This is a genomic window from Mycobacterium sp., from assembly GCF_049608025.1.
In the GTDB taxonomy this organism is placed as follows: Bacteria; Actinomycetota; Actinomycetes; order Mycobacteriales; family Mycobacteriaceae; genus Mycobacterium.
Genome location: NZ_JBMYXC010000013.1, coordinates 1 through 12,327 on the forward strand (window position 1 = coordinate 1; position 12,327 = coordinate 12,327).

14 protein-coding genes are annotated in these 12,327 nt (G+C 64.0%); 2 read left to right on the forward strand and 12 right to left on the reverse strand.

Translation table 11 applies throughout. From position 1 onward, the window contains the following. The 7 genes from nuoE to ACPGXI_RS06705 form a co-directional block, all read right to left on the reverse strand. Window positions 1–643 (reverse strand): NADH-quinone oxidoreductase subunit NuoE (gene nuoE / locus ACPGXI_RS06675; protein ID WP_526651081.1); only part of this gene is annotated, 643 nt, incomplete at its 3' end. After that, window positions 640–1,977, reverse strand: coding sequence for an NADH-quinone oxidoreductase subunit D (locus tag ACPGXI_RS06680; RefSeq protein WP_526651083.1), 1,338 nt, complete (start codon window positions 1,975–1,977; stop codon window positions 640–642). The genes nuoE and ACPGXI_RS06680, both read right to left, overlap by 4 nt. After that, window positions 1,977–2,687, reverse strand: a complete 711-nt coding sequence (locus ACPGXI_RS06685; protein ID WP_526651085.1) for an NADH-quinone oxidoreductase subunit C — start codon at window positions 2,685–2,687, stop codon at window positions 1,977–1,979. Before ACPGXI_RS06685 ends, ACPGXI_RS06680 begins: the two co-directional genes overlap by 1 nt. After that, window positions 2,684–3,238 carry an NADH-quinone oxidoreductase subunit B gene (locus ACPGXI_RS06690; protein ID WP_526651087.1) on the reverse strand — a complete coding sequence of 185 codons (555 nt, stop codon included), beginning with the start codon at window positions 3,236–3,238 and terminating at the stop codon, window positions 2,684–2,686. Before ACPGXI_RS06690 ends, ACPGXI_RS06685 begins: the two co-directional genes overlap by 4 nt. Then, window positions 3,229–3,603, reverse strand: coding sequence for an NADH-quinone oxidoreductase subunit A (locus ACPGXI_RS06695; RefSeq protein ID WP_526651089.1), 375 nt, complete (start codon window positions 3,601–3,603; stop codon window positions 3,229–3,231). Before ACPGXI_RS06695 ends, ACPGXI_RS06690 begins: the two co-directional genes overlap by 10 nt. A gap of 164 nt (window positions 3,604–3,767) precedes the next feature. After that, window positions 3,768–4,166, reverse strand: a complete 399-nt coding sequence (locus ACPGXI_RS06700) for an Rv3143 family two-component system response regulator (RefSeq protein WP_526651219.1) — start codon at window positions 4,164–4,166, stop codon at window positions 3,768–3,770. An 87-nt stretch (window positions 4,167–4,253) separates the two neighbouring features. After that, a complete protein-coding gene (locus ACPGXI_RS06705) occupies window positions 4,254–4,655 on the reverse strand; it encodes a nuclear transport factor 2 family protein (RefSeq protein WP_526651091.1) in 402 nt (133 codons plus the stop codon). 137 nt (window positions 4,656–4,792) lie between these two features. Here ACPGXI_RS06705 and ACPGXI_RS06710 point away from each other — a divergent pair, with 137 nt between their 5' ends. Next, complete coding sequence (locus ACPGXI_RS06710) at window positions 4,793–6,136, forward strand: lipase family protein (protein WP_526651093.1); 1,344 nt, start codon at window positions 4,793–4,795, stop codon at window positions 6,134–6,136. Between the two features lie 57 nt (window positions 6,137–6,193). Here the strand turns inward: ACPGXI_RS06710 and ACPGXI_RS06715 are convergent, their stop codons facing one another. From ACPGXI_RS06715 to ACPGXI_RS06735, 5 genes are all read right to left on the reverse strand, one after another. Further along, the gene (locus tag ACPGXI_RS06715) at window positions 6,194–6,820 is read right to left on the reverse strand and encodes a TetR/AcrR family transcriptional regulator (protein WP_526651095.1); all 627 of its coding nucleotides are present in this window, start codon (window positions 6,818–6,820) and stop codon (window positions 6,194–6,196) included. 8 nt (window positions 6,821–6,828) lie between these two features. Continuing rightward, window positions 6,829–7,734, reverse strand: coding sequence for a hydroxymethylglutaryl-CoA lyase (locus ACPGXI_RS06720; protein ID WP_526651097.1), 906 nt, complete (start codon window positions 7,732–7,734; stop codon window positions 6,829–6,831). Next, the gene (locus ACPGXI_RS06725; protein ID WP_526651099.1) at window positions 7,731–8,939 is read right to left on the reverse strand and encodes a CaiB/BaiF CoA transferase family protein; all 1,209 of its coding nucleotides are present in this window, start codon (window positions 8,937–8,939) and stop codon (window positions 7,731–7,733) included. Before ACPGXI_RS06725 ends, ACPGXI_RS06720 begins: the two co-directional genes overlap by 4 nt. Further along, window positions 8,936–10,174, reverse strand: coding sequence for an alpha/beta hydrolase family protein (locus tag ACPGXI_RS06730; RefSeq protein WP_526651101.1), 1,239 nt, complete (start codon window positions 10,172–10,174; stop codon window positions 8,936–8,938). The genes ACPGXI_RS06725 and ACPGXI_RS06730 overlap by 4 nt, the downstream gene beginning before the upstream one ends. A gap of 95 nt (window positions 10,175–10,269) precedes the next feature. Further along, window positions 10,270–11,373, reverse strand: a complete 1,104-nt coding sequence (locus ACPGXI_RS06735; RefSeq protein WP_526651103.1) for a homogentisate 1,2-dioxygenase — start codon at window positions 11,371–11,373, stop codon at window positions 10,270–10,272. Window positions 11,374–11,661: 288 nt separating this feature from the next. On the opposite strand from ACPGXI_RS06735, the gene ACPGXI_RS06740 reads away from it, so the two are divergent. Beyond that, window positions 11,662–11,958 carry a hypothetical protein gene (locus ACPGXI_RS06740; protein WP_526651105.1) on the forward strand — a complete coding sequence of 99 codons (297 nt, stop codon included), beginning with the start codon at window positions 11,662–11,664 and terminating at the stop codon, window positions 11,956–11,958. The last annotated feature ends 369 nt before the right edge of the window (window positions 11,959–12,327 follow it).

Consider the following 12,327-nt stretch of genomic DNA (forward strand, 5'->3'; position numbering starts at 1 on the left):
CCACGTTTGGGCTACCGGTGTTCGGCAGGCCGGCAAGGGCTCTCGCGGCGTCCCGGAAAGTACATAGCGACGCACTGCGGGTGGGCGTCGGTGGTTCGCCGGCGCGCAATGCGTCGACGAGATCTCGTGCCGACGAAGGCGTCTGGTTGTCGAAGAACTCCCAGTTGACCATCACCACCGGCGCGTAGTCACAGGCGGCATTGCACTCGACGTGCTCGAGGGTGATGCTGCCGTCGGCGGTGGTTTGGCCTGCGTCGACGCCCAGGTGGCCCCGCAGGGTGTCGAGAATGGCGTCACCGCCCATGATCGCGCACAACGTGTTGGTGCAGACGCCGACCAGGTACTCACCGGTCGGGGAACGACGATACATCGAGTAGAAGGTCGCGACTGCTGCGACCTCGGCGTGCGTCAAGTCCAATTGCCTTGCACAAAAGGCGATCCCAGCGGGCGTCAGATAGCCGTCCTCGGATTGGGTGAGGTGCAGCAATGGCAGCAGGGCTGAGCGTGATTGAGGGTAGCGCGAGATGATCAACGCGGCGTCGGCCTCGAGGCGCGACTCGACGTCGGCGGGATAGGCACTCCGCCCGTGGATCGGGGGACCGGGTTCATCGGGTCGCTGTCCCAGCTCGATGAAGATGCTCACCGATCCACCCCACCCATCACCGGGTCGATCGATGCCACCGCAGAAATCGCGTCGGCGACCATTCCTCCCTCGCACATCGCTGCCACTGCCTGCAGATTGGTGAACGAAGGATCCCGGTAGTGCACCCGGTAGGGGCGGGTGCCGCCGTCGGAGACCATGTGCACGCCGAGTTCGCCGCGGGGGGATTCGACCGCGGCGTAGACCTGGCCGGCGGGAACCCGGATACCTTCGGTCACCAATTTGAAGTGATGGATCAGGCCCTCCATCGAGTGCCCCATGATTTTGGCGATGTGTTCGGGTGAATTGCCGAGCCCGTCGGGGCCGAGTTTCAGATCGGCGGGCCACGCGATCTTCTTGTCCTCGATCATGACGGGTTGACCGTCGAGCCGCTCAAGCCGCTCGACGCATTGCTCAACGATCTTGAGCGACTCACGCATCTCCTTCACCCGGATCAGATAGCGGCCGTAGGCGTCGCAGCCGTCGTCGGTGATGACATCGAAATCATATGTCTCGTAACCACAATAGGGTTGCGCCTTGCGCAGGTCATGCGGCAGGCCCGTCGAGCGCAGCACCGGGCCGGTGACGCCGAGCGCCATGCACCCGGTCAGGTCCAGGTAGCCGATACCTTGGGTGCGGGCTTTCCAGATGTAGTTCTCGTTGAGTAGATCCTCCAGATCGCAGAATCTCGTGGGTAGCAACTCGAGCAGGTCCCGTACCTGACTGATTCCGTCGTCCGGAAGGTCGACCGCGACCCCGCCGGGTCGAATGTAGGCGTGGTTCATCCGAAGTCCGGTGATGGATTCGAACACTGACAGAATGAGTTCGCGCTCTCGGAAGCCGAGGAACATCGCCGTCATCGCACCTAGTTCCATGCCGCCGGTGGCCAGTGCGACCAGATGACTCGAGATCCGATTGAGCTCCATGAGCATCACCCGGATCACCGACGCTCGCTCGGGTATCGCCTCGGTGACGCCGAGCAACTTCTCGACTCCGAGACAGTAAGCAGCCTCGTTGAAAAACGGTGACAGGTAATCCATTCGGGTTACGAAGGTCACGCCCTGCGTCCAGTTGCGGAACTCCAGGTTCTTCTCGATGCCGGTGTGCAGGTAGCCGATCCCGCATCGCGCCTCGACGATGGTCTCGCCCTCGATCTCAAGGATCAGGCGTAATACGCCGTGCGTCGACGGGTGCTGGGGACCCATGTTCACCACGATGCGTTCGCCTGCGTGTTCGCCGGCGTTCTGCCGCGCTGCGGTGACGACCTCGTCCCAGTCCTGGCCGCCGACGACGACGACACGATCAGCCGGGCCGGGATCATTGTGTGACGTGGTCATCAGTTGTAGGCCCTGCGCTCGTCGGGCGGGGGTATCTCGGCACCGTGATACTCCACCGGTATCCCGCCGAGCGGGTAGTCCTTGCGCTGCGGGTGGCCGACCCAGTCGTCGGGCATCTCGATACGGGTCAGGGATGGGTGGCCGTCGAAAATGATCCCGAAGAAGTCGTAGGTTTCGCGCTCGTGCCAATCGGTGGTCGGATACACCCGGAACAGCGACGGGATGTGGGGATCGGCATCAGGAGCGGCCACCTCCAGACGGATACGACGGTTGTGGGTGATCGACATCAACGGATAGACCGCATGCAATTCCCGCCCGGCCTCGTCGGGGTAGTGCACGCCGCTGACGCCCAGGCAGAGTTCGAAACGCAGATCCGGTTCGTCGCGCAGCGCCTGTGCCACAGTGGGGAGTGCTTCGCGACTGACCTCCAAGGTCAGCTCATCGCGGTGCACCACCACGCGTTCGATCGCTGCCGCGGAGGCGTCTTCGCCCAAGGCGGCCGCCAGTGAGTCGACGACTTCGTCGAAGTAGCCGCCGTAGGGCCGCGGCGATCCGGCCGGCAAAGCCACCGTACGGACAAGACGGCCATAACCCGACGTGTCGCCGCTGCCCTCGGCGCCGAACATGCCTTGGCGAACGCCGATGACCTCGGGGTTCGGATCCTCGGCAGCCGCGTTGGTGCTCTGCCCGTCGCCCGAGTTCGCCGTCACCGCAGCAGGCCCTTCAGCTCGATCGTCGGCTGGACCGCCAACGCGGCCTTCTCGGCTTCCCGGATCGCTTCCTCGCGGTTGACGCCGAGCGGCATCTCCTGAATCTTGTCGTGCAGTTTCAAGATCGCGTGTAGCAGCATCTCCGGTCGCGGGGGACAGCCTGGAAGATAGATGTCGACCGGCACCACGTGATCGACGCCCTGGACAACCGCGTAGTTGTTGAACATCCCGCCGGACGACGCGCAGACGCCCATCGCCAGAACCCACTTGGGTTCGGCCATCTGGTCGTAGATCTGGCGCAGCACCGGGGCCATCTTCTGGCTCACCCGTCCCGCGACGATCATCAGGTCGGCCTGGCGCGGCGTCGCCGAGAACCGCTCCATGCCGAAACGTGAGATATCGAAGCGGGGCCCGGCGGTGGCCATCATCTCGATCGCGCAGCAGGCCAGGCCGAAGGTGGCCGGCCACAAAGACCCCTTACGTACGTAGCCGGCGACTTGCTCCAACGTCGATAGAAGAATTCCACCGGGCAGTCGTTCCTCTAATCCCACACCAGACCTCCCCGCCGCCATTCATAGGCGTACGCCACCGACACATTGAACAGGAACAAGCCCACGGCGATGACACCGAAGGCGCCCAGATTGTCGAACGCCACCGCCCATGGGTAGAGAAAGACGATCTCGATGTCGAACACTATGAACAGCATCGCCGTCAGGTAGTACTTGATCGGGAATCGTCGGCCGGTGGCGGCCGCGGCGGGATCGGAGGCATCCATCGGCTCGATCCCGCACTCGTAGGCCTCCAGTTTGGCGTGGTTGTAGCGCCTGGGCCCGATCAGTAGGGCGATTCCGACCGACCCGACGGCAAACGCAGCTGCGATCGCCCCAAGCACCAGAATCGGTGTGTACAAATTCATACTGAGCAGGCGCTCCTTGGGGCTGTCGCTATGAGCTGCCCCACAGCCTAGCCCGTTTTCGATGCGAGCCAAACTTGAGGGTCAGTATCGCCGGGAGAGCCGTTCAGCGATCCTTCAGCGGCCCGAAAAGGATAGTGCACCAGCAGTTTTCGGCATCCAATGGGCTACGCGGCGGTACGCAACAGCGCCGCGACCGCATCGCCCAGCCGGATCGGGTCGATCGGGTGGGGAACCGCCGCTTCCGCACGGGACCACCTGGCCAGCCATGCGTCATCGGGCCGTCCCGTCAGCACCAACACGGGCGGACAGGGGTCGACCTCGTCCTTGAGCTGTTTGGCGACGCCCATTCCGCCGACAGGGCTGGCCTCACCGTCGAGGATCGCCAGATCGAAGCCGCCTGCGTCCATGTGCCGGATCACCATCGCGGCGGTGGCAACTTCGACGTAGCTCAGCTCCGGGAGCTCGGGACGCACCCGCCTACCCAGTGCGAGCTGTACCTGCTCCCTGGTCCTCGGGTTATCGCTGTAGACCAATATCCGCAGCGGGTTCGTCGATGACCGCATCGGGGATGGCGTCGGGGATGGCACAGCGCGATGGTAGCCCGGCATGAATGCGACGTACCCGAGACGTCTGCTTTGTGGCCTCGCCGATCAGGCTTGACGATCGGCGAGCAGCGGCGTGATCTCTGCCGGGTCGAAGTACTCGTCGATGCGGCTGATCAGACCGTCGGCACCCAATCTGATCACCATGCAGACGCGCATCGCGATCGATGCCCCGGTACGGCCCTTGGCGTGCAGAATGTGCTGCTGGACGAAGCCGCCGTCGAACAGCTGGCGATCTAGCACCTGGTATTCACGGTCGACGGTGGCATTGACGAACCAGGCGATGATCCGTACCGACCGGTCGCGACCGGTCGGATGCTCGTCGCCGATTTTCCAAACCGCCACGTCAGCGTTGAACAGTTGTTCCACGGCTGCGATATCGCCGTTCTCGATAGCAGCGAAGAGCCGGTCGGCAAGCTCGGTGATCGCTGCTGAATCGGCGTCAGACATCCGGTTGACCTCAACTTCGGTTCAGGGTGAGCACTGCGTCCCGATTTTCTCAAATACCCCACCACATCGGCTCTGCGGTCATCGGGCAGGCCGGCAATTCCTCGCCGAAGCGGCCGGTCGAGTGTCATGATCCGGCAATGGATTTTTTGCGCCGTTCGGTCGCCCTGGTCGCCGGCCTGGCCCTGCTTGCAGGAGTCCTGGTGTCCGCACCGGCTGCTGCGGGCCCGGTCACCGGGAACTGCGGCTTCGCACCCGACGATATCTACCGAAATGAGTTTCAGTGCTATCGCTACGGGGAGTTCTACACCCCGCCCGATCCGTTGCCCGCTGGGCAGCCCGGGGACCTGATTCGCTCCGAACCGTCCCGATTGGTCCTCGAGCCCTCCGGTGAGTTGGGCGCATATGTGGCCACGGGGACGCGGATCATGTACCGCAGTACCGATGCCCGCGGGAACCCTACCGCCGTCACCGGCACCTACTTCGAACCTGACAACCCCTGGCCGGGGCAAGGACCGCGGCCTTTGATCTCGTTCGCGGTAGGCACCTACGGGCAGGGTGATCAATGTGCTCCGTCTCGGCTTTTCAACCAGGGGATACATTTTTCCAGCGGCCTGGACATCACTTTCGGCTACGAGGAAATGTTCATCGCCACCATGGTGGCCCGTGGTTTCGCGATCGTCGTCACGGACTACGACGGCCTCGGTACCCCCGGTGTGCACACCTACGTCAACCGCATCGCGCAGGGTCAGGCTGTCCTCGATGCCGCTCGTGCGGCAAAGAAGCTCCCCGACACCTCGCTTGATGTCGACGGGCCGGTGGCCTTCTGGGGGTATTCCCAGGGTGGTGCCGCCTCGGCATCGGCGGCTGAGCTCGCGCCTTCCTACGCTCCCGAACTCGACGTCGTCGGCGCCTACGCGGGCGCGCCGCCGGCTGACCTCGTCGAATTGATGCCGTTCGCCGACGGCAGCGCGCTCGTCGGCGCTGTCGGCTACGCGATCAATGGTGCGATCGCTGCCTATCCGGAGATCGAACCGTCCGTTCGCCACGTTCTGACGATCTACGGTGAGGATCTGCTGGACAAGACCAGAGATCAGTGCGTCATCGAGACATTTCTGAACTTCGCGTTTCACCGCCTCGAGGAATACTTCACCGTCGATCCGTTCGAGCTCCTCACGCGCGAGCCGATGAAATCGATTTTTGAGCAGCAGCGGCTGGGCCGGCTCCGACCGCAGGCTCCAGTCTTTGTCGACCACAACCGATATGACCCGCTGGTGCCGTATGCCCCGAGCCGCCAGATGGCCATCGACTGGTGTGCCCAGGGCGCCGATGTCGAGTTCTGGACCAACGAGCAGCCCCCGTTTTTGAACAAGCTCGTTGTCAATCACGGGTTGGCGTACTTCGTGGACGGCGAGCGCGGCATGCAGTGGATCGCCGACCGGTTCAACGGGCTGGCGACCACCCCCAACTGCGCGAACATCTGATCGAGCCATCGCCGCGGGCACGGTAACCGCCGGACCAGCATCGGTGGAAACCCGGTCTCAGGTTCCGTAGAGAGTCTTCTGCCAAATCCGAGAAAGCGTCGCGATGGCGTCGTCGTCGTCGAGTTCGAGCCCGAGTCCGAGCCCAGAGCTCCCGACGAACACGGTGGTGAAGTTCTCGAAGAGCAGTGCGATCGCGGCCGCGGTGAACTGGGGATTCAGTTCACCGCCATAGCCTTGGTCTTGGGCCCGCCGCACTGACGCGGCGACGATGTCCATGCCGAAGCGGCGGAACTCGTCCTGCACGGCCGCGAAACGTGGCTGGGCGGTCGCCAACTGGGCCACTGCGATCATGATCCCGTAGTTCTGCTTGAACATCGTCCAGTATCTCGCTACCACGCCGGTGAAAAAGGCTGCGTCATCAGGCGACTCAGGTAGCTTCAAGCTCAGTCCCGACGGTGTCACCACCTCTCGCAGGAACGACTGGGCGAGCGCTTGCAGCAGGTCTTCCTTGTCGGTGAAGTAGCGGTAGAACGCTGCCGGTGACTTACCGGCGGCCGCGGTGATGTCGCTGAGCGTCGTGCCGTGAAAGCCTCTTTCGGCGAACAGCTTCCGGGCCGACCGTTCGATTGCCTGCCGAGTCAATTGGCCTTTGGCGCTCAGTGTTCGTGGCTGGCGGGCGGGCATGTTGGCCGCTAACCCAGCATTCGGTCGCCGGCGCGGAGCAGGGCGCTGGGAAGTTCGTGTCCCACCGCACTCTGTGCGACGCGGGCGGCAGCGATCGATGCCTGCAGGTCCACGTCAACGTGAACTCCGCTGTCGCGCAGGAGGTACACGAGGTCTTCGGTGGCGATGTTGCCGCTGGCGCCCGGGGCGAACGGGCAGCCGCCCAGGCCTCCGACGGAGGCATCCAGCCGGGTGACGCCGGCGCTGACGGCGGCGTAGGCACTGGCCAACCCGGTTCCGCGGGTGTTGTGGAAGTGTGCACCGAGCGGGATATCGCCGACCCTGGGCCGGACGAGGTCGATCAGGCTGCTGACCCGCGGCGGAGTGGCGGTGCCGATGGTGTCGGCGATCGCGAGCCGGTCGGCACCGGCCTCAGTGGCGGCTTGGGCGATATCCACCACCCGCTGTGGGGCTGTGGGTCCGTCGAATGGACAGTCCCATGCGGTGGCGATGATGACTTCGACGGTGACGCCGCTGTGGTGGGCGATCGCGACGATGTCGCGGATCCGTTCGGTGGCTTCGGCCGAACTACGACCCACATTGGCCCGGCTATGCCCGTCGGCTGCCGACACCACGTATTCGATGGAGCCTAGTTTTGCGGCGATTGCGCGCTTCGCGCCATTGGGGCTGGCGACAAGTGCGGAGAATTCGATACCAGGGAAGTTGTGCAGCTCGGCGGCGAGGTCGGCCGCGTCGGCCAGGGCAGGCACTTTCGACGGCGAGACGAAGGCTGTCGCCTCCATTTCCTGCACTCCGGTGGCGGCGATAGCGGCGATCAGATCGAGCTTGGCCGCCAACGGAATCGGGTCTTCGATCTGCAGGCCGTCGCGCAACGACACGTCTCGAATATCAACATGATCGGGTAGATCTGTCACAACACGCCCTCCGATCGAAGCGTCCTGATTTCGGTGTCGGTCACACCGAGCAGGTCGCGGTACACCTCATCGTTGTGCTGACCGGGCCGCGATGAGCCGGCGCGCCGGATGGTTCCGGGTGTCTCGGATAACACCGGTACGACGCCGGGGCCCTTGACGTTTCGTCCGATGCGTTCATCCCAGTGATCAGCGATCATGCCGCGAGCTTGTAGCTGAGGGTCCTCTACGACTTCGGCGACGGTGTTGATCGGACCGCTGATCACCCCGGCTTCGGACAGGGTCGCGATGATGTCATCAGGTCTACGCTCGGCCGCCCAGTCTCCGATGATCGTGTCGAGTCCGTCCTGATTACGGCCCCGGGCAGCATGATCGACGAACCGTTCATCGGTGGCGAGTTCGGGTTGGCCCATCGCCTCGCACAACCTGCGGAAGACGGTGTCTTGGTTGGCCGCGATCACCACCCAGCTGCCGTCGGCAGTCGGGTAGATATTCGACGGGGCGATGCCCTCCAGCCTGGTTCCCGACGGACCCCGCACGACGCCGCCAACATCGTAGTCCGGGATGGTGGATTCCTGTACCGCCAAACATGATTCGGTCAATGCCGCATCCACCACCTGCCCCTCGCCGGTCACCGAGCGGCGGTACAGTGCAGCCAGTGCGCCCTGCGCGGCAAACATGCCGGCGAGGCTGTCTCCCAGCGACAGCGCCAGCCGTGGGGGAGGGCCGCCGGGAAACCCGTTCATGTGCCGAAGTCCGCTGGCGGCTTCGGCGACCGAGGCGTAACCGGCTTTGTGCGCATCCGGTCCCGTCTGGCCGTATCCAGAGACACGGACCAGGATAATTCCGCGATTGCGCTGGCGGAGAACGTCATAGCCCAAACCCCACTTCTCCAAGGTGCCAGGCCGGAAGTTCTCGACGATGACGTCGCTGCGCTCGACGAGGTCGAGGAAGAGGTCGCGCCCTCGGCGCTCACGCAGGTTAAGGGTGATGGCCTTCTTGTTGCGCGCATGGACCGTCCAGAAGAAGTGGTGCCCGTCGAGTTCGGCCTGCCCCCAGGTGCGAAGTGGATCGGGGGCGCCGGGCGGCTCGATCTTGATCACCTCCGCGCCCATGTCGCCCAGCAGGCGACCGGCGAAGGGGCCGGATATCAGTGTTCCGACCTCGATGACCCGGATGCCGTCGAGCGGGCCCAGCGGGTCTGTCACGGTGTGACCGCCAAGTCGTGGCGCCGCAGCCAGTCGGTGGCGATGCCGACGGCCTCGTTCAGTTTGTCGCGCTGTCCGGGCCCGGCGTAGTAGTGGTTCGCCCCCGCGATCTCGTGCATCTCCTTGTCGGAGTTGCCGATCGCCTCGTAGATCCGGCGGGTGTGGCTCGGCGTGCATGCGTCGTCGGCGAGATTTCCGATCACCAATGCGGGCACGGAAATGTCGGGTCCGCACTTCACGGCGTCGGCGTTGGCGTCGTCATAGCTCCACTGCGACAGCCAACTGCGCAGCGTGCAGAACCGCGCCAGGCCGACCGGACCCATGTTCACTACCTCAGGATCGCCCAGGTAGCAGGTTCGGGGGGTGCGTTCGTTGGGATCGACGGTCGGGTCGAGCCAGCGCGGATCGGCCATGGTGCCGTGTACGACGAACGCGAACTCTGCGGAGTCCGCGCCGGGACGCCCAGTTGTCCGCAAATCGGCGAGTTTGGTCTTGACCCAGGCCGTAATACGCCGGTTCCGAGCAATCTGGGCCTGGTGATAGCGCTCCAGGAACTCCGGCGTGTACGGCGGCTGATTGGGGTTGTCGGGGTCGTAGAGATCGAGCTCGGGGTCCCGCTTGGTGGGGTCGTTCTCGTCCAGGATTGACGCGTCCATCCACTCCGTCATCGTGCCGTGCCTGCTGACGTGGGCGGCGAGCAGCATGATGGCGTCGGCAGGGATCAGTCCCAGCTTGGTCAGGTCGGGACCGTCGCCAGATGGGCTCGCCCGCACCGTGGGGCGCTGCGCCTGCTGCTGATAGAACATCGATAGTGAGCCCCCGCCGCTCCAGCCCGCAAGCACGACCTTGGCATAGCCGAGCCGGTTCTTGGCATCCTTGATGCACTCGCCCAGGTCTTCGACGACCTTCTCCATGAGCAGGGCGGAGTCGGTTCCGCGGAATCGGCTGTTGCAGTAGATGACATGGTGACCGGCTCGGGCCAGGGCGTTGATCATGGGCAGGTAGGCACCCCCGCCGATCGGATGCATGAACACCAGGACGGTGTCCGATGCCGCCGCCGCGGTGGGTCCGGTGTGCGCAGGCGCTGACGGCTTGAGTAGATAGCTTTCCAGCACCACCAACTCGGCGACGCCGCCGTAGACATCACGGACAGCTGAGTTGTTTTGGTAAGCAACCAGATACGGAATTCGATCGTATTCGTGCTTGGCCGCTGCTGTCTTCGCGCAAGCGCTCATCGGCGTTTCCGTTTCTTCGCGCAAGCGCTCATCGGCGTTTCCGTTTCTTCGCGCAAGCGCTCATCGGCGTTTCCGTTTCTTCGCGCAAGCGCTCATCAATGCTGCCCCAGGTCGTTGGCCAACACCTCCGCCGACGGCATCAGCCGCGAACGGGTGTCGATCGCGATCACCTGCCAGTCGACGGACTGATAGTCGTCGAACTTGCGGCGTGCTCTCTCGCGAGCCTTCTCCGGCGCGCCGTGGTGAACGCCCTGAGGCACATGTGAGACCAAGCCGGGCGGCATCGGGATTCCGTACAGCGAACCACCGTGGAAGAACGCGATTTCGTCGAAGTCGACGTTGCGGTGATACCAGGGTGTGCGCTCGGTACCGGCCACCCCTTCGGCGGGCTTGGGTAGGAAGTTCATCACGTACACGCCGGTGGCCTGCATGAACAGGTGCACGGTCGGGGGCAGATGCACGCTGTCAGATGTCACCACGTTGTAATCGGCGATATTGAAGGTGAAGGCGAAATTGTCGCCACGCCAACCCTCGACGTCCAGCGGATGGTGTTGGTAGTAGAGGGTGGTGGGTCCGCCGGCATGCATGAGTCGGACCTCGAACTCGCCGTCGATCTGCGGTCCGGCAGCGTCGTCGTACGGCACCGGGTCTGGGATTATCGCCTGGGAAGGGTCGAACGGGAAGTGACGCCCCAGTGGTCCGGGCGGGGGAACCCGGAACTCGTCGGTTGCCTGGATCACCAGCCACGTGCACTGGTCGTCGGGGACCTGTCGCCAGGTGCACGCCTTCGGCAGATACACCCAGTCACCCTTGCGGTACCGCAACGGTCCGAATTCGGTCTCGATCAACCCCGAACCCTCGTGTACGAAGCACAGCAGATCGCCGTCGATGTGACGCACGAAGAACGGCATCGGCGCGCCGCGGCGTGACAGCAGCACCTCGCAGTCGGCGTTGGAGAACATCAGCAGGGGACTGCCGTACGCGTCCATGGCGTCCCGGGGCTTCAGTTCGCTGGATAACACATCGACGGGCCGTAGCGGCCCCACCGACCGGTATGCCGTGGGGTCGTGGCGGCGATACAGGTTGGCCGTGCGGCCGGTGAAGCCGCCACGGCCCAGTTCGTCGTCCTTGAGGCCCTCCAGATCAGCGTGTAATCGCCGGGGCGTGGTGCCCTTGCGAAGGTGGACGAACGATTCCATAGGCTGCGCTCTCTCCGACAACAAAAAGTAAAACTGACATTACTTTTACCTATGTCGCCGGTCAACGCGAATCCCTTCGGACCTCCCGGACGCCCGTTCGGCATCGCGGACGGCACGCTGTCGCGGCCCCCGCTCAACCCGTCGGTGGCGGGAGCGCGGGCCCCGTGCTGGTTTCGGTAGGAGTTTGTGCTGGTTCCGTTACCGGGCCCACAGGGGCTCCTTAGCGTCCTTGCGCACACTGGAACGAACTAGCCAGGAATAGGCCACGAACAGGAAGGTGTGACCCAAATGCTGACGATGTATTTGTGCGGTGCGCTCATTACTGCGGTGGCGGCGATCGGCGGCAGCCTCCGGTTCTCCGATGTGCGCACTCCAGTGACCCCGATGACGCGGGTACTGGTCGCTGTCGTGGCCGGTGCGTTGTGGCCGGTCATGGCTGTTGGGGCCCTGTTGTTGGTCGCCGTCGTGCCGTTGTTGGAATCACTGGGAACTGCTCCGGTCACCAGGACCAACGCCGGCGCAAGTAAGAAGACCAGCACCAACGCGGACCTGCCGACAGAGGAACTGGTCGTCACCGGTTCCTGAGGACGTTTCCTCAGGAACAACTCCGTCCCGACCGGCCGTATTCGGTGTGTTGGCAGTCACCATGACGCCCGGGGCATACCGGCATCTGCCCCCCTGATCGGGGGGACTTCCAGTGATTTCGCAACCTTCTGGCGGTCGATTCGCCCCGAACTAGGTCTACGATTTGATACCGGTAGTGTGTCGGTCGGTGTGGCCGGACTTTCTCAGGTGCTGGTCACATGCTTTACTGCAACCGCCACAAATGAAGATATCTCGATCCAACGCGCCGCCGATCGGCCGCTGCGCGGTGGTGTGACAACACAGCGAAGACATCGCTGCGGAGTCTTAGGACGGACGACTTGGCCGAGATTTTTGCAGCACAAATCGCAT